The organism is Pseudomonas sp. NPDC089741 (genome assembly GCF_044748825.1).
Lineage (GTDB): Bacteria > Pseudomonadota > Gammaproteobacteria > Pseudomonadales > Pseudomonadaceae > Aquipseudomonas > Aquipseudomonas helmanticensis.
Window position 1 is genome coordinate 64,215 of sequence record NZ_JBIVGT010000017.1, and the last position, 16,411, is coordinate 80,625.

At 61.8% G+C, this 16,411-nt stretch carries 20 protein-coding genes; 18 read left to right on the forward strand and 2 right to left on the reverse strand.

The window, feature by feature from the left end; genetic code table 11:
* Positions 1 to 9: 9 nt before the first annotated feature.
* From ACIPZE_RS17430 to ACIPZE_RS17515, 18 genes are all read left to right on the forward strand, one after another.
* Entirely contained in the window at positions 10 to 660 is a 651-nt protein-coding gene (locus tag ACIPZE_RS17430) for an SCO family protein (protein ID WP_400774151.1), read from the forward strand.
* Positions 657 to 1,277 (forward strand): SCO family protein, encoded by a 621-nt coding sequence (locus ACIPZE_RS17435; protein WP_400774153.1) that lies wholly within the window; start codon positions 657 to 659, stop codon positions 1,275 to 1,277. Before ACIPZE_RS17430 ends, ACIPZE_RS17435 begins: the two co-directional genes overlap by 4 nt.
* A gap of 9 nt (positions 1,278 to 1,286) precedes the next feature.
* Positions 1,287 to 2,840 carry an ABC transporter substrate-binding protein gene (locus ACIPZE_RS17440; protein WP_400774156.1) on the forward strand — a complete coding sequence of 518 codons (1,554 nt, stop codon included), beginning with the start codon at positions 1,287 to 1,289 and terminating at the stop codon, positions 2,838 to 2,840.
* Positions 2,841 to 2,855: 15 nt separating this feature from the next.
* A complete protein-coding gene (locus ACIPZE_RS17445) occupies positions 2,856 to 3,617 on the forward strand; it encodes a SurA N-terminal domain-containing protein (protein WP_400774158.1) in 762 nt (253 codons plus the stop codon).
* A gap of 219 nt (positions 3,618 to 3,836) precedes the next feature.
* A complete protein-coding gene (locus tag ACIPZE_RS17450; RefSeq protein WP_034152602.1) occupies positions 3,837 to 4,367 on the forward strand; it encodes a response regulator in 531 nt (176 codons plus the stop codon).
* Positions 4,368 to 4,448: 81 nt separating this feature from the next.
* Positions 4,449 to 6,155, forward strand: a complete 1,707-nt coding sequence (locus ACIPZE_RS17455; protein ID WP_400774161.1) for a GspE/PulE family protein — start codon at positions 4,449 to 4,451, stop codon at positions 6,153 to 6,155.
* Positions 6,136 to 6,939 (forward strand): hypothetical protein, encoded by an 804-nt coding sequence (locus tag ACIPZE_RS17460; RefSeq protein ID WP_400774163.1) that lies wholly within the window; start codon positions 6,136 to 6,138, stop codon positions 6,937 to 6,939. The genes ACIPZE_RS17455 and ACIPZE_RS17460 overlap by 20 nt, the downstream gene beginning before the upstream one ends.
* A gap of 1 nt (position 6,940) precedes the next feature.
* Positions 6,941 to 7,486 carry a PilN domain-containing protein gene (locus tag ACIPZE_RS17465; RefSeq protein WP_400774166.1) on the forward strand — a complete coding sequence of 182 codons (546 nt, stop codon included), beginning with the start codon at positions 6,941 to 6,943 and terminating at the stop codon, positions 7,484 to 7,486.
* A complete protein-coding gene (locus tag ACIPZE_RS17470) occupies positions 7,473 to 8,021 on the forward strand; it encodes a GspMb/PilO family protein (protein ID WP_400774169.1) in 549 nt (182 codons plus the stop codon). Before ACIPZE_RS17465 ends, ACIPZE_RS17470 begins: the two co-directional genes overlap by 14 nt.
* Positions 8,021 to 8,539 (forward strand): hypothetical protein, encoded by a 519-nt coding sequence (locus tag ACIPZE_RS17475; protein ID WP_400774172.1) that lies wholly within the window; start codon positions 8,021 to 8,023, stop codon positions 8,537 to 8,539. Before ACIPZE_RS17470 ends, ACIPZE_RS17475 begins: the two co-directional genes overlap by 1 nt.
* Entirely contained in the window at positions 8,536 to 10,383 is a 1,848-nt protein-coding gene (locus tag ACIPZE_RS17480) for a secretin N-terminal domain-containing protein (protein ID WP_129394577.1), read from the forward strand. The genes ACIPZE_RS17475 and ACIPZE_RS17480 overlap by 4 nt, the downstream gene beginning before the upstream one ends.
* A 2-nt stretch (positions 10,384 to 10,385) precedes the next feature.
* Positions 10,386 to 10,862 carry a type II secretion system protein gene (locus ACIPZE_RS17485; protein WP_129394576.1) on the forward strand — a complete coding sequence of 159 codons (477 nt, stop codon included), beginning with the start codon at positions 10,386 to 10,388 and terminating at the stop codon, positions 10,860 to 10,862.
* A gap of 5 nt (positions 10,863 to 10,867) precedes the next feature.
* Positions 10,868 to 11,242, forward strand: a complete 375-nt coding sequence (locus ACIPZE_RS17490) for a type II secretion system protein (RefSeq protein ID WP_007919395.1) — start codon at positions 10,868 to 10,870, stop codon at positions 11,240 to 11,242.
* On the forward strand, positions 11,217 to 11,756 hold the full coding sequence (locus ACIPZE_RS17495; RefSeq protein WP_283435951.1) for a type II secretion system protein: 540 nt from the start codon (positions 11,217 to 11,219) through the stop codon (positions 11,754 to 11,756). Before ACIPZE_RS17490 ends, ACIPZE_RS17495 begins: the two co-directional genes overlap by 26 nt.
* Positions 11,753 to 12,145, forward strand: coding sequence for a curli production assembly/transport protein CsgE (gene csgE, locus ACIPZE_RS17500; protein WP_283435952.1), 393 nt, complete (start codon positions 11,753 to 11,755; stop codon positions 12,143 to 12,145). The genes ACIPZE_RS17495 and csgE overlap by 4 nt, the downstream gene beginning before the upstream one ends.
* Positions 12,142 to 12,573 carry a curli assembly protein CsgF gene (locus ACIPZE_RS17505; RefSeq protein WP_034152593.1) on the forward strand — a complete coding sequence of 144 codons (432 nt, stop codon included), beginning with the start codon at positions 12,142 to 12,144 and terminating at the stop codon, positions 12,571 to 12,573. Before csgE ends, ACIPZE_RS17505 begins: the two co-directional genes overlap by 4 nt.
* Positions 12,574 to 12,602: 29 nt before the next feature.
* Positions 12,603 to 13,463 (forward strand): CsgG/HfaB family protein, encoded by an 861-nt coding sequence (locus ACIPZE_RS17510; protein ID WP_129394572.1) that lies wholly within the window; start codon positions 12,603 to 12,605, stop codon positions 13,461 to 13,463.
* A 695-nt stretch (positions 13,464 to 14,158) separates the two neighbouring features.
* Positions 14,159 to 14,875, forward strand: a complete 717-nt coding sequence (locus tag ACIPZE_RS17515; protein ID WP_283435954.1) for an alpha/beta hydrolase — start codon at positions 14,159 to 14,161, stop codon at positions 14,873 to 14,875.
* On the opposite strand, the gene ACIPZE_RS17520 is transcribed toward ACIPZE_RS17515, so the two are convergent.
* Positions 14,865 to 15,428, reverse strand: a complete 564-nt coding sequence (locus tag ACIPZE_RS17520; protein ID WP_283435955.1) for a hypothetical protein — start codon at positions 15,426 to 15,428, stop codon at positions 14,865 to 14,867. The genes ACIPZE_RS17515 and ACIPZE_RS17520 overlap by 11 nt on opposite strands.
* A gap of 80 nt (positions 15,429 to 15,508) precedes the next feature.
* Positions 15,509 to 16,285, reverse strand: a complete 777-nt coding sequence (locus ACIPZE_RS17525) for a hypothetical protein (protein ID WP_283435956.1) — start codon at positions 16,283 to 16,285, stop codon at positions 15,509 to 15,511.
* Positions 16,286 to 16,411: the final 126 nt, after the last annotated feature.

Genomic DNA, 16,411 nt, shown 5'->3' on the forward strand with positions numbered 1-16,411 from the left:
AATGTCGACATGAACCGATTTGCATCCAGTGGCCTGCTGACCCTGTGCCTGTTGAGCCTCGGCCTCCAACAAACCCAGGCCCATTCGGCAGACGAACACGCCGGGCACAAGGCGCCGGCGAGCAACACCCAAGAACACACCCAGGTGAAATTCGCCAACGTGCCGTTGCTCGACCAGAACGGCAAAACCGTGCGTCTGGAGCCGGATCTGGTACAGGGCAAAATCGTCGTCATGAGCTTCATCTACACCAGTTGCACCACGGTCTGCCCGGTGGTCTCGTCGATCATGGGCAAGGTGCAGAAACAGCTCGGCGCGCGGGTCGGTAAGGAAGTGCAACTGGTGTCGATCAGCATCGACCCGCAACGCGACGACCCGAAACGCTTGCAGGATTATGCGCGTACCTTCCAGCGCGGGCCGGGCTGGAGTTGGCTGACCGGTTCGCCGCAGTCGATCAACGAAACCCTCAAAGGCCTCGGCAGTTTCAGCGGTGACTTCAAGAATCATCAGCCGTTGATCCTCGTCGGCGACGGCAACAACCGCCACTGGATGCGCTACTACGGCTTCACCGATCCGGCGCTGCTGGCCAAGGAAGTCGAGAAACTCAGCGGCCTGCGCACCCACGCCAAACACACCGCCATCGCCATGGAGCAACAGCCATGAGACTGCTCGACTGGATCTCCCTGAGCGTGTGTTTCTGGATCTTCAGCACCGTCGCGTTCGCCCACGAAGGCCATGCCCCTGAGGCACCTGCGACGGTTGCCGCCGCGCCGGCCCAAGGCACCCACGACGCAAAAACCTGGTTCACCGACACGCCGTTGCAGGATCAGAACGGCGAAAACCTGCGCTTCTACAGCGATGCCCTGCAAAACCGCATCGTCCTGCTCAACGTGATTTTCACCCGTTGCAACGATGCCTGCCCACTGATCACGCAAAAGCTCAAAGAGGTGCGCGAGCTGTTGGGCGAAAAGGCACAGGACATCACCTTCATTTCCCTTACCAGTGACCCGCTGCGCGATACGCCGGCGGTGCTCAAGGCTTACACCTTGAAGCAGGGTTCCGATGACCCTCATTGGCTTTTTCTTACCGGCGACAAGGCGCAGATGGACCTGGTACTGAGTCGCATCGGCCAGATCGTGCCGACGCCCGAGCAGCACTCCACGCAGTTGATCGTCGGCGACGTGGCCAACAAACGCTGGAGCAAAATCCGCCCCGATGCCCCGGCCGCCGCCATTGCCCAGCGCTTGCAGTTGCTGACAATGCCCGTGGCTGGCCGCTGAGCCCGTGCCATGAACCGCTGCCGCGTTTTACTCGCCCTGATCCTGCTCGCTGGCCTCAGCCTTGGCGCGGGTGCTGCGCCGCTGACCCCGGAAGAGGCGGCGGGCAAGCGCCTGTACCGTCAGGGCTTGTCGGCCAGTGGCGAGGCGATCATGGCGCGGGTCGGTGCGGCAGATGTGTTGCTGCCGGCGACCAGCCTGCCGTGCGCCAATTGCCACGGCGCCGATGGCCTCGGGCGACCCGAAGGCGGGGTGCGTCCGCCGCCGTTGAACTGGGCGCGGCTGACCAGCACCTACGGCCAGCAACAGGTCAACGGCCGCAGTTATCCGGCGTACACCGAGAGCAGTCTGGCGACCGTCATCGAGCAAGGACGCGACCCCGGCCACAATCGCCTCGACCCAAGCATGCCGCGCTTTCTGCTGTCGATGAAGGATCAGCGCAACCTCACCGCGTACCTCAAACGCCTGGCCGATGAACGCGACCCGGGCCTTGAGGCGCAAACCTTGCACCTCGGCACGCTGCTGCCCAGTCAAGGCCCGTTGGCGGAGGAGGGCATGACCATCGCGGCAGTTCTTAACGGCAGCGTCGCGCGGATCAATCAGGCCGGTGGTATTCATGGGCGGCAACTGCGCTTGACCGTGATCGATCCCGGCCCGGATCGCGCCAGCGCCGAGCAAGCCCTGCAGCAGTTGATTGAGCAAGAACAAGTGTTCGCCCTGATCGCGCCGCTGGCGCCGGCCCTCGACAGTGAATTGGCAAGCCGTCTGGAACAGTCCGGCGTGCCGCTGATTGGCGCTTTGTCGTTGCTCGGCTCGATGCAGGCCAGCCCGCAGATTTTCGAACCGTTGCCGGGCTTGCGCGAGCAGTTGATCGCGCTGGCCGATTACGCCACAGCAAGCCTGCGCGTGCTGCAGGGGCCGACATTGATCGCGTATCCCGATGACCCGGCACAAACGCTGGCCGCGCAAAACCTCGGCCAGTACTTGCAGGATCACGGCTGGCAGAAAGTTCATCTGCAAGCCTACGACCCGGCGGCGGAGGCACTGCCGTTGGGCTCGCGCTCGGTGTTTTATCTGGGCAATGGCGGTGGTTTTGGTCGATTGGCGACACGCCTGCAAAGCGCCGGGCAAGTGCCGTATCTGTTCGCCGCTTCGAGCCAGGTTGCTGGTGAGTTGCTGCAAGTGCCGGAGGGATTCTCGCGGCGGGTGTTTCTCGCCTATCCGTTTGTGCCCAGCGACTGGACCCAGGCCGGGCGCATGGCCCTGACGTTGCTGCGTGAACACCAAGGTCTCGGCGCCCAGCACGCGGTGCTGCAAGTCGGCGCCTATGCCTCGATGTTGTTGCTCAGCGAAGGCATGAAGCAGGCCGGCCGCGACGCCAGCCGCGAAAAACTGGTGGCGGCGCTGGAAGGCCTGCACGACTTCGACACCGGCCTGACCCCGCGCCTGAGTTTCGGTCCCGGTCGACGTCTGGGCTTGAGCGGTGCGCACGTGGTCACCGTGGATTTGCCCGATCAGCGTTTCTATCTGGTCGCGCCTTATAAACCGATTGTTGCCAGCCCCTGAACGGAGGGCCCGATCATGAAGCTCACAAGTCTGATAGTGCTGCTGACCTGCTGGTTTCCGCCGGTCTGGGCCAATAACGAGCCGGCGGTGGCGCGGGTCAATGGCGAGGAAATCTCTGGCTATCGTTTCGAGCGCTTTTTCGCCGAATATCTCGAAGATCAGGGCCGCGCGGTGGCGAGCATTCGAAATCCAAAAGCCTATAAACAGCTGCGTCAGGCTGCGCTGCAAACGCTGATCGACAAGGAATTGCTCTGGCAGGAATCGCAAAAGCGTGGCGTGCAGATTGACGAGCAAGCGGTGCGTCAGCAGGTCGAGCAGATGCGCAGTGCCATCGGTGGCCCGGACAAGTTCCAGCGTCGCCTGCAGGACGCCGGTTTCGACGAGGTTTCTTTTACCGAGTACACCCGCCGCGAGTTGGCCGCGCAGCAAACATTTGCCGAACTGATCCGGGCGAACACCTTGCAACCTCGGCACCTGTTGATCCGCGTGCCCGCGCAAGCCGATGCAGCCACAGTGGCCGCAGCGCGTCTACGCTTGATGCAGATGCGCGCCTCGATCATCAACGGGGCGACGTTTGCCAGCCAACCGCTGCGTTCACCGTTCGGCTGGCATGTGATTTATTTGCAGAACCACTTGGAGGCCGCCGATGTCCCAGATGTGCAGGGGCTGGATACAGTCAGGGCACAGCTCGCCCGACAGCAACAGACCCAGGCTCGTCGCCAAGTGCTCGCGCAATTACGGGTGCAGAACAGGATCGAACGAATTGACGACGACTGAAGGTTCCCCCCCAATAGTGGGGAATGGCTTCGATGCCCATTCAGGTGCTTCCCCGTTTCTGGGGAACGGGGTACCGGGACGAGCGGGCATTGTCATTAATTTCAAGGACATGAAGAGATAAAATTACCGGCACTCAGCCTGGCATGAAGTGTGCGTTACCGATGGTAAGGCGCACTCTCAGGGCGGGGTCATCGGACCTGCTGTTTCAAGGAGTCGACCTTGGTTAACAAAGTACTGGTTGTCGAAGACGAACAGCTGCTTGCACAAAACCTTCAGGATTATCTGTCGGCGCAGGGGCTGGACGTCGCGATTGCACATGACGGAGCGACGGCTATCGGTTTGGCCGAAACCTTTGCCCCCGACGTGCTGGTGTTCGATTACCGCTTGCCCGATATGGAAGGTTTTGAGGTGCTCGACGCGGTCCGCCAGAACAGGACGTGCCATTTTGTGCTGATAACGGGTCACCCGACCGCTGAAGTCTGTGAGCGGGCGCGGCAACTGGGGGTCAGCCACATCCTGTTCAAACCGTTTCCATTGGCGGAACTGGCGCGGGCGGTCTGCGACCTTCTTGGCATCAAGCGTGAAGCGAAACCCGGTGCGAGCCCTTCCGAGGGCTTTGTCGAACGACGCCAGAGCAGGACCGAGAGCTTCCCGTTGCAGTTGTACGATGGCAGTTGGGTGTTGGCGGATCGGCGACGACAGTTGCACGCCATGGCACCGGACGACGATCAAATGCTCACCGGGGAGTAATGGCGCGAACAGACGTTCCGGCACTTGCCGCCAAGGTTTGCCGCGCCGACAGGGCTCTGAGCCCCGGTTGGAGAGCAAGCCATGGAACGTCTGTCCGTTGTCGTCGAACCACTGCCGGCCGAAAGCGCCCCCGCGCGTTTTTCCAGTGAACAGCTTGCCCAGGCCCGGGCGCGGGCCGCCACTTCCGGCGAACGCGTCCTTGAAGCCCTCGGCGTACTCTGTGAACTGGCGCCGATGCCGTTCATTCACACCCTCGGCGCCACCCTGCATTACCCGGTGCTCGACACCGACAGCCTGTTCGCCGCGACGCCGGTATTCGACCGGGTCACCCTCGCACAATGCCTCAAACGTGAATTCATCCTGCTGCGCCACAACGACGAAGTCGTCGGTGTCTTCGCCGACCCCTTCGACCCGGCGCGCCTGGCCTGGATCGACGATTGCCTGCACGGCGCGCCGCTGTATCTGGTGCACGCCGATGACCTCAAGGCCTATCTGGCCCGCCACGAAGAAAGCTTCCACGCCGTCGAATCGCTCAACGCCCAAGGCGACACCCACCACGAAATCGACACCCTGCAAAGCCTGTCGCTGACCAGCATCAGCGAAGACGCCAGCAGCGTGGTGAAACTGGTCAACTCGACCCTCTACGACGCGCTGAAAATGCACGCCAGCGACATCCATCTCGGCACCACCGGCCACGGTCTGGTGATCAAGTACCGCATCGACGGCGTGCTCAACAACATCAGCAAAGTCCAGGGCAACGAGTTCGCCGAGCAGGTGATCTCGCGGGTCAAGGTCATGGCCGAACTGGACATCGGCGAGAAACGCGTACCGCAGGATGGTCGTTTCAAGATCGGTATCAGTGGCCGGCAGATCGACTTTCGCGTGTCGATCATGCCGAGCATCTTTGGCGAGGACGCCGTGTTGCGGGTGCTGGATAAACAGGATCTGGCTGACAAGGTCTGCGGCGTGCAATTGCAGGCGCTGGGCTTTGAAGACGAAACCCTGCGCCAGTTGCGCCGCCTCGCCGCCGAACCCTACGGCATGGTGCTGGTCACCGGCCCGACCGGCAGCGGCAAGACCACCACGCTGTACGCGATGATCACCGAGATCAACCACGGCGTGGACAAGATCATCACCATCGAAGACCCGGTCGAGTATCAATTGCCGGGGGTGCTGCAAATCCCGGTCAACGAGAAAAAAGGCCTGACCTTCGCCCGGGGTTTGCGCTCGATCCTGCGTCACGACCCGGACAAGATCATGGTCGGCGAAATCCGTGACCCGGACACTGCACAGATCGCCGTGCAATCGGCGCTCACCGGTCACCTGGTGTTCACCACCATCCACGCCAACAACGTCTTCGACGTGATTGGCCGCTTCACCCAAATGGAAATCGACCCCTACAGCCTGGTCTCGGCGCTCAACGCGATTCTCGCCCAGCGCCTGATTCGTCTGGTGTGCGCCAGTTGCAGTGTGCCGGTCAATCCGAGCGATGAAGAGCTGCGCGCCTCAGGCCTCGATCCGCAGAAAGTCGATCACTACCACTTCGTCCACGGCAAAGGCTGCGGGCACTGCCGGGGCAGCGGTTATCGCGGGCGCACGGCGATTGCCGAGTTGCTGCACCTCGACGACGAGCTGCGCCAGATGATCGTCGAGCGCCAACCGATCAAACAAATCAAAGCCCTGGCCTGCGCCCGTGGTTTGCGCCTGCTACGCGAATCGGCGCTGGAGCTGGTGGAGCAAGGTCGCACCACGCTGGAGGAGATCAATCGTGTCACATTTATCTCGTGAGCGTTTTGTCGCCGTGCTCGGCGCCAGCGGTGTTGGCCTCGGTCAGCGGCGCGGCAGCGACACCCTGTGGCTGGGCAGCGTCGGTTACATCGACGAAGGCTTCCAGAGCTACGCGGTGGCGCTGGACACCCTCGACCGCCTGCTCGGTGAACACGCCCGCGCCGGTGGCGAATTGAGCGTGGTCATTTCCGGGCACTTCAGCCGTTTTTGCCTGGTGCCATGGAGCGCGCAGATCAGCAGTCCTGAAGAGCTGCGCGGTTTTGCCCAATTGTGTTTTGAAGACTTGTTTGGCGCGCCGACCCAGCCGTGGAGTCTGGTGCTGTCCGCTGAGCCGGCCGGTTACGACCGCATCGCCAGCGCCTTGCCGCAAGATTTGCTTGATCGCCTGCGCACGCTGGTCAGCGCTCGCGGGTTGCGCCTGCGCTCGGTGCAGCCGTACCTGATGGCGGCATTCAACCGCTTCGATAAAAGCTTCGATGCCGGCGATTTCCTCTTCGTCGTCGCCGAGCCGCAACGCAGTGTGTTGTTGCTGGCGAGGGAAGGGCGCTGGGCCGGCGTGCGCTCGGCGGGCGGTAGCGACAGCGATGCCGCGTTAAATGCCCTGATCGGTCGTGAACGGCAGCTGCAAGCCTCGACCAGCGAACGTGCCTTCAACGTTTATCTGCATGCGCCGGCGCGCCTCGATGCGCATCCGGACGTGGCGGGTGTGCAACTGCGCACCCTTGAAGATGCCTCGATGACCGTGCGTGACGGCTTGTACGTCATGTCCCGGGCGGTGGCCTGAGATGCGCGCGCTCAACCTGGATTTTCAGCCACGGCCACGTTCCGGCCCGTTGGGTTGGAGTTTGCTCGGCGGCGGTGTGCTGCTGGCGCTGCTGTGCTTCGGCGTGCAACAGCACCTCGACGCGCACACCGAACAGCAACAGGGCCACTTGCAAACCACCCAGCGTCAGCTCACCGGCGACAGCGGTGCCAAGTCCAGCCTGAGCCCGGCAGAAACCCGCGAGCAAGCGGCGAACCTCGCCGAGATGCGCAAGGTCTCGCAGCAACTGCGCCGGCCGTGGGAACGCCTGTTCGCCATGCTCGAAGCGATGCCGCGCGATGACGTCGCGCTGCTGAGCCTGACCCCGGACGCGCGCAAAGGCCAAGTGCGGATCAGCGCTGAAGCGCGGGATCTGCAAGCGATGCTCGATTTTCACAAACGTCTGGAAGCCAGCGACGAGCTGTCCGACGTCTCGCTGCTGAGCCACGAAATCGTCGTCAAATCGCCGGAGCAACCGGTGCAATTCAACCTGTCGGCGACCTGGGAGATGGGCGATGCGAATCCCTAGACTGATCGTCCACGAATACTTGCAAGGCCTCGGCATTCCGGGCCTGGCCGGGCTGGCACTGCTGCTGGTCGCCGTGGCTTGGGCACTTGGCGGTTTGCTGCCGGGCTGGCAATCGTTGCAGCACTTGAGCCAGCAAACTCAGGAAGCTACCGAGTATCTGGCCAAGGTTGAAGACGGCAGCATTGCGCCGCCGGTGGTGCCACAACGTCAGCTCGACGACTTCCGCAACAAACTGCCGGCGCAACCGCAAGCGACCGTCGCCATCGACCGCATCTACGCCCTCGCAGCGCAAGAACACATCACCCTGGCGCGCGGCGAATACGCCCTCGGCGTCGACCCGAAAACTCATTTGGCGCGCTATCAGATCCTTCTGCCAGTGCGCGGCAGCTACCCGCAGCTGCGCCGCTTCGTACACGCCTTGCTCGGCCAGTTGCCGGCGGTGGTGGTGGAAGACCTTGAGTTGCAACGCAAGAAGATTGGCGACACCGACCTCAATGGCCGGATCCGTTTGACCCTGTACCTGTCGAGGTCGTGATGAATACCAAGCGCGTGACAGGGTGGCTAGCGTTCTTCGGCGTGGCGGCCGCACTGGCGTGGTTACCGGAATATTTCTCGCCGGGCGAAGACGCCGATTCCGCTGAAGCGAGCGTGACCGCGCCGGCAAAAAACGCCAACCGTGGCGCGCTACCGGCCAGTAACGCCAAGGCCAAAGAGGCGCCGATCATGGACCTGAGCCCGGCCGGCGATCTGTTTGCCGCCAAGAGCTGGAAGGCCGCGCCAACCCTGGCCACGGTCACCGAAATTGCCGTCAATCCCGCAACAGTGGTGCAAGCCCCGAGCCTGCCACCGGTGCCGTTTCAGTTCGTCGGCCGGCTGCATGACCGCAGCGACCTGCAAGTGTTTTTGCAGAACGGCGAAAAGATCTACGTCGTGCGCAACGGGGATGTGATCGACGACACCTGGAAGATCACCGGCATTTCCGATGTGGAATTGAGCCTGGTCTACCTGCCTTTGCATTTGTCGCAGACCCTGTCTGTGGGGAGTACGCAATGAACCGTTGCCGTTTGCTGATGAGCCTGGGCCTGTGTGCCGGGCTGGCCGCGTGCAGTTCCGCGCAAGTGGCCAACAAGGAAGCCGCCGACCTGATTGATCAGGGTCAGTACGAGGCGGGGCTGGCCCGAATCGAAGATGGCCTGCGCGAGAATCCGCGCGACACCGAATTGCACCTGTTGCTCAACACCGGTCGGGCCAAGGCGATCACTTCGTTGTTGACGGCCGGCGACATCGACCGCTCGCGTCGCGACTTTACTTCGGCGCGCACCGCGTACATGCGCGTGCTGACCATCGAGCCGAACAACCGTCGCGCCCAGGATGCCCTGAAGCAGATGGAATACCTGCGCAGCATGGACGAAAAGCTCGAGTTGGCCCGTGGCGACCTGCGTCGCGGCGACATCTACGGTGCTGATCGTCAGGTCAAGCAGATCCTCGAACTTGATCCGGCCAACGAAGGCGCGCTGGAGCTGCAAGGCAGCATTCGCCTGGTGCAGAGTCGCAACGTCATTGCGTATCCGCAACTGCGCACCAAGCTCGATCGGCCAGTGACTCTGGAATTTCGTGACGCCAACTTGAAGACCATTTTCGAAGTGCTGTCACAGGTCGCCGGGCTGAATTTCATCTTCGACAAAGACCTGCGCCCGGACATGAAAGCCACGATCTTCGTGCGGGACGTGCGCATCGAAGACGCGGTGACCCTGCTGCTGCAACAGAACCAGTTGCACCAGAAAGTGGTGAACGAAAACACCTTGTTGATCTACCCGGATTCGCCACAGAAAGTGAAGGATTACCAGGAACTGGTGATGCGCACGTTCTACCTGACCAGCATCGACGCCAACACCGCGCTGAACATGGTCAAAACCATGCTCAAGACCCGCGACGTGTTCGTCGACGAACGCCTCAATACCCTGACCATGCGCGACACCGAAGACGCCGTGCGCATGGCCGAGAAACTCCTGCAATCGCAAGACCAGTCCAACCCCGAAGTGGTGCTCGAAGTGGAGGTGATGGAAGTCGCCACCCAGCGCATTCTCGACCTTGGCCTGCAATGGCCGAGCACCTTCGGCGTGGTCAACACCGATGGTTCTCCGGTCACGCTGCTCGGCCAACTCAAGGGCATCAATTCCGATCGCATCTCGATCGGGCCATCGCCGCAGGCCAAGATCAACGCGCAGGACAACGACATCAACACCCTCGCCAGCCCGGTGATTCGCGTCAGCAACCGCGAGCAGGCGCGCATCCACATTGGTCAGCGCGTGCCGATCATCAGCGCCACTTCGGTGCCGTCGACACAGGGGCCGGTGATCACCGAAAGCGTGACGTATCTGGATGTCGGTCTGAAGCTCGAAGTGACCCCCACCGTGCACCTGAACAACGAAGTGGCGATCAAGATCGCCTTGGAAGTGAGTAACGCCACGCCGCTGGAACCGACCCGCCAGGGCACGATTCCGGTGCAGGTCGATACCCGCAACGCGCAAACCTCGCTGCGTCTGCACGATGGCGAAACGCAAATCCTCGCCGGGCTGGTGCGCAACGATCACGGCGCCACTGGCAACAAGATTCCCGGCCTCGGTGACATTCCCGGGCTGGGCCGCTTGTTCGGCAGCAACAAAGACACCATCGGCAAATCGGAACTGGTGCTGTCGATCACCCCTCGGATCGTGCGCAACCTGCCGTACCAGAGCCCGTCGGACATGGAGTTCTCCACCGGCACCGAAACCAGCATGCACATCCAGGCCCCGGACCGTTCGCAGAGTTACGTGATGCCGTCGCCTGCCGCGCAGCCGCGTGCCGTCGCTGAATCGGCCGTGGCCACCACCCGCGTCACTGTCGAGAAGCCTTGATCATGAACGCCTGCCAACGCGGTTTCACCCTGATCGAAGTCGTGGTGACGCTGGCCCTGATCGGCCTGTTGGCGAGCATGGCTGCGCCACTGACCGAGACCCTGGTGCGGCGTGGCAAGGAGCAGGAGTTGCGCGCCGCGCTGTACCAGATTCGCGATGCCATCGACGCCTACAAACGCGCCTTTGATGCCGGTTACATCGAGAAGTCGCTGAACAGCAGCGGCTATCCGCCGAACCTGAAAGTGCTGGTCGAAGGCGTGCGCGACGTGCGCAGTGCCAAAGGCGCCAAGTTCTACTTTTTGCGTCGTATCCCGCGCGATCCGCTGGTGCCGGCCAAACGTAATGACGAAGGTGGGGGTTGGGGCGTGCGCGCCTACGACAGTTCGGCTCAGAACCCGCGCGATGGCGAGGACGTGTTCGACGTCTATTCCCACGCCCGGGGCAAGGGCCTCAACGGCATCGCCTACCGCGAGTGGTGAACCTCATGCGTCGGGAAAAAGGTTTTACCTTGCTGGAGCTGATGGTGGTGATGGCGATCATCGCCACGCTGATGACCATCGCGCTGCCGCGCTACTTCAACAGCCTCGAAGCGTCGAAGGAAACCACGCTGCGCCAGAGCTTGTCGGCGATGCGTGAGGCGCTGGATCACTTTTACGGCGACACCGGTCGCTACCCGGATTCCATCGAGCAACTGATCGAACAACGTTACCTGCGTAACGCGCCACTCGATCCGATCACCGAACGCAAAGACCAGTGGGTGTTGATCGCGCCACCGGACGGCGTTGCCGGCGGTGTGGCTGACATCAAAAGCGGTGCTACCGGGAGGGCGCGTGATGGCAGCCAGTATTCCGAGTGGTAACCGTGCGCAGCAGGGTGGCTTCACTTACCTGGGCGTGCTGTTCCTGATTGTGGTGATGGGCATGGGCCTGGCCAGTGCCGGCGAGTTGTGGTCGACCGCATCACGCCGCGACCGCGAGCGTCAGTTGCTCTGGATCGGCACCCAATACGCTCAGGCGCTGCGCAGCTATTACCGCAGTTCGCCGGGGTTGGCGCAGTACCCGAAGGAGTTGGTCGATCTGCTCGACGATCAGCGTTTTCCTGAGGCTAAGCATCACTTGCGTCAGCTCTATCCGGATCCGATCGGCCAAGGTGAATGGGCGCTGCAACGCGGTTTTGACGGGCGCATCACCGGCCTCAATAGTCCTTCGACCGAGCTGCCGTTGAAGCAGGCGGACTTCCCGACGCAGTGGTCGGATTTCGAAGGCATGCAGCGTTATTCCGACTGGCAATTCGTCGCCGAGAAAGCATTCCTCGAGGGCAGCAATGGCCCGGCGAAAGGCCAGTCGAATTTGCCGCAGGCGTTGCAGCCATGACTCGCCACTGGTGGTGCGCGTTGGTCCTCACCGTCGTGGCGTGCTGCGCCCATGCCGGTGAAGAAGACGAAATGATGGGCTTCATCGTCGACGACACGATCTCGCACATCGGCCACGACTTTTACTACTCGTTCAGTGAACGCCTGCGCGACACCAGCCCGATGGATTTCAACCTGGTGGTGCGCGAGCGGCCCGACGCGCGCTGGGGCAGCCTGGTGACCGTGGAATATCAGCAACGCCTGGTTTATCGGCGCTTCCTGCCGCCGAACACTGTGGAACTGAAGGACGAGGCCTATGAGGCCGCCGATCTGGTTCGACTGGAGGTTGTCCGGCGCAAGCTGGAAACCATGTTGCAGGACACCACCGACCTTGAGAAGGACGAACTATGAACAGCACAACGTTCTCACGGCGCAGCGGATTCTGGATCTCGGGGTTGTTGATCGGGCTCGCCAGCGCCGCTGCTGTCCAGGCCACTGAACTGGTCTACACGCCGGTCAACCCGTCGTTCGGCGGCAACCCGCTGAACGGCACCTGGCTGCTCAATAACGCCCAGGCACAAAACGACTACGACGATCCCGACCTGAAAAAACGCACCACGGTGGCCGGCACGTCGGCGCTCGAACGCTTCACCAGTCAATTGCAATCGCGGCTGCTGGGGCAGTTGCTGGACAACATCTCTACCGGCAACACGGGGAGCCTGTCCACTGACGCTTTTATCGTCAACGTCGTCGACGACTCGGGGGCACTCACCATTGAGGTGACCGACCGAGCGAGCGGCGAAGTTTCGGAAATTCAGGTGAACGGCCTCAACCCATGACGGGCTGACGGTTCCGGGGAGAGACGGACATGAAAAGAATAATCGCGCTAGGGCTGCTGTTGGCGACATTACAAGGGTGCAGTCTGCGTGAGCCGATGTCGGCCGAGCAGGACACCGAAACCCCGACCCTGACCCCCAGGGCCTCGACCTATTACGACTTGCTGAAGATGCCGCGACCCAAGGGGCGGCTGATGGCGGTGGTGTACGGCTTCCGTGACCAGACCGGGCAGTACAAACCGACCCCGGCCAGCTCGTTTTCCACCAGCGTGACCCAGGGCGCGGCGTCGATGTTGATGGACGCGATGCAGGCCAGTGGCTGGTTTGTCGTGCTGGAACGCGAAGGGCTGCAGAACCTGTTGACCGAGCGCAAGATCATTCGCGCCTCGCAGAAGAAGCCGAATACGCCAGTGAATATTCAGGGTGAGCTGCCACCGTTGCAGGCGGCGAACATGATGCTCGAAGGCGGGATCATCGCTTATGACACTAACGTGCGCAGCGGTGGGGAAGGGGCGCGGTATCTGGGGATTGATCTGTCGCGTGAATATCGAGTGGATCAGGTGACCGTTAACTTGCGCGCGGTGGATGTACGTAGCGGGCAGGTGTTGGCGAATGTGATGACCAGCAAGACGATTTATTCGGTGGCGCGCAGTGCGGGGATTTTCAAGTTTATCGAGTTCAAGAAGTTGCTTGAGGCTGAGGTTGGGTATACGACGAATGAACCGGCGCAGTTGTGTGTGTTGTCGGCGATCGAGGCGGCGGTGGGGCATATGGTGGCGCAGGGAATTGAGCGGCATTTGTGGCAGGTGGCGGGGGACGCTTCTACGCCTGGGCAGGATGATGTTTTGAATCGGTATTTGACTCAGAACAAGATTGATCCTGAGGCCGAGTGAACGTGGCGGCCTTCGGGCCGACCAGGTTCTGGTTGGGTGGTGAGTTCTGGTTGACTGGGTGCATATCCGTTGCTGCGGTAATGGCCGCTTAGGGTTCCGCCCTTACGGCGGGTCACTTTTTCCAGACGCCGAAAAAGTAACCAAAAAGGCTTGCTCCTACGTGCGGCCCGCTCGCTAAGGCTCGGGGTTCCTTCGCTCCGGGATCGATCCGGGCGCAGCGCCTACGGTTTGCTGCGCTGCACCTCCTCTCGCTGTATATGGCTGCGCCAAACGGTCGCTGCGCTCCCACCCCCGGATCAATCCCTTCACTCAGCCTTCCGACGTCGCTAGTGGATCAAGATCAAGGGCTGCAGCCGAGCTTGCGCTCATCCTGCGAGTGGGGCGGCTGCGCCGCGAATTCCATGTAGGAGCTGCCGAAGGCTGCGATCTTTTGATCTTGCCTTTGCAGGAGCAAAGCCCGCTCGCGAATGCTACCTGACAGCCAACCCATCCCTGGCTGACCGCTCACGATCCAACTGTAGGAGTGAGCCTGCTCGCGATGGCAACCTGGCAGCCAACCAATCCCTGGAAGATTGACTCAATTGCGTGGGAACCGGCCCGCCAGCAATAACGACCCCCAACCTCCCCAAACATTTGGATCTCCACCCCGGAATGTTAGGCTCCCCCCAATCCCTGCATTCTGTGAAGGAAGGCTTATGTTGAAGGTGTTCGCTCTACTGACGCTGCTGGCGTCTACCGCCGTTCAGGCGCAAACCACGCTGCAATCCGATCTCCCGCTGAAGTACCTCGAGCAGGTTCACCCTGACGCCGAGCCGCGGCCGTTGGTGATTTTTCTGCACGGCTACGGCAGTAACGAAGCGGATCTGATCGGAATGAAATTCCAGCTTCCGGCGCAGTACAACTATCTGTCGGTGCAGGCGCCATTGTCGTTGGGCGAGGATCGCTATCAGTGGTTTCGCAAGAAGGGCGAGGGCGCTTACAACGGCGAGACGGATGATTTGCAGGCCAGCGGGCAGAAGCTGCGCGACTTCATTGCGCAGGCGGCGAAGAAGTATCACGCTGCGCCGGACAAGGTCTACCTGATCGGTTTCAGCCAGGGCGCGATGATGACGTACGAGGTCGGTTTGCGTGCGCCGGTGGCGGTGGGCGGGATTGCGGCGTTGAGTGGGCGTGTGTTGCCGGTGTTGAAAAACGAGTTGAAGGCTGAGCGACAGCCGCTGCCGCTGCACATCTTTATCGGCCACGGTACCGCCGATGATCGTGTGCCGTATCACGACGGCACCGCGGCCAATGACTTGCTGCAAAAGCTTGATTACAAACCCGAGTTCCACGCTTATCCCGGTATCGGCCACAGCATCAGTGCGGCCGAACTGCGGGATTTGAATGGCTGGTTGCAGCAACTCAATCCTTGAGGATGGTTTTAACCACGGCATCGTGACCTTTCTTGTCGCTGGCGCGGGAGATCACCTGAACCAGCGCCATTTTTGTGCCGGAGCCGGCCATCAATGTGGTGTTGAGGGTCTGGCCGCCGCCTTGGGTGGCGGTGCTGTCGACCTGGCGCAGGCCGAGGCCGGTGCCTTTCTGGGTCAGGCTTTTTTCGCTGAGTTTGTTGAAGTCCGGCAGGGCTTTGCGCTGGTCTTCGATGAAGCTCGCGACGCTGCCGTCGAGGAATTCGCCGTCGTTGTCCTTGACGTTCTGGCCTTCGGCGATCTGGTTTTCGGCGGCAATCACCACGGTTTTGGTGGACTCGTTCGTATACATCGTGCCGGTGGCGCCGCCGGGGCTCGCCGGTAACGGATCAGCCACAAAGCCTTTAGGCAGAGTGAACGTGAACTTGCCGCCGAGCAGCGAGACTTGCTCGGTCGTGGTTTTTTCCTTGGCTTTGGCAGCCTGAGCGTTGATGGCGCCGAGACCGGCGACGGCCGCCAGCAACACGATGACGGCTTTCTTGCTCAACAATGACATTCGAATCTCCGAGGGATGGACGCGCTAGGCGGGCGATCATCCCACGCAGCACGCTGTCACTCCAGCGCGGTTCGTCAGGGTTACTGTGCCTGCTGCTGTTTCGCCACCGGCCGGGCCAGCAGTTGCCGGGTCACGCCGAGCATGGCCACGGAGACGGCCACGCCGACCGCGAATCCGCTCAGTCCCAGGGTGGGCAGGGTCAATGCCGCCACCAGGCAGAACGCCGAAAACGAATACATACCCGTCGCGGTTGCCCGTAACAGCACGGCAGTAAACGCCGGGCCACGGGTTTGCTGGGAAAACACCGCCATCACGCTGCCGAGCACCGGGAACACCGCGAGCAGGCCGCTCCAGCGTTCGCCGACGGTGCTGGCCAGCAGGGTCACCAGCAGCGTCAATGCGGCGCCGGCAATCATTCGCCAGATCAGTTTGTCCGACTTCGGCGCCGGGCCACTGAGCACCGGCTGCACGTCGGGAAACAGGTACGGCGCCGCCAGCAGGGCGATCGCTGCGGCGGCTATCGAGAACGGCAGCGACGTCGGAAGCAACGACAATACCAAGGCCAACAGCGCCCAGACCGACAGCGAAATCACCAGCGCCCAAGGCCAGTTTGCCCGTTGCGCGACCTGCGCGTAGGTGATGCAGAAGGCAATCATCGCGAACATCGCCGACAACGCCGCCACGGCCGATTGCGCGGCAAACTGTGGGCCCTGTTCGATGGCAAGGAAAAACAGAATCGGCCCGACCACCACCGGCAATCCCGACAGCCATCCGGCCACGCTGGGTCCCCAGCGCTTGCCAGCGAGGGAAATCAGCAGCAGAAAACCAGGAATCAGCAGCAGTTTGAGAATCAGCACGCGCAAACCTCCGTCGGACGAGTGAGGGCCACGTTAGCATTGCCGCCGGCAGATTGCTGCATTGTCAGACAGAAATTGTATACAAAACTATAGCGATGAAGCCGGCTATGCTCTGATTATCAGGGC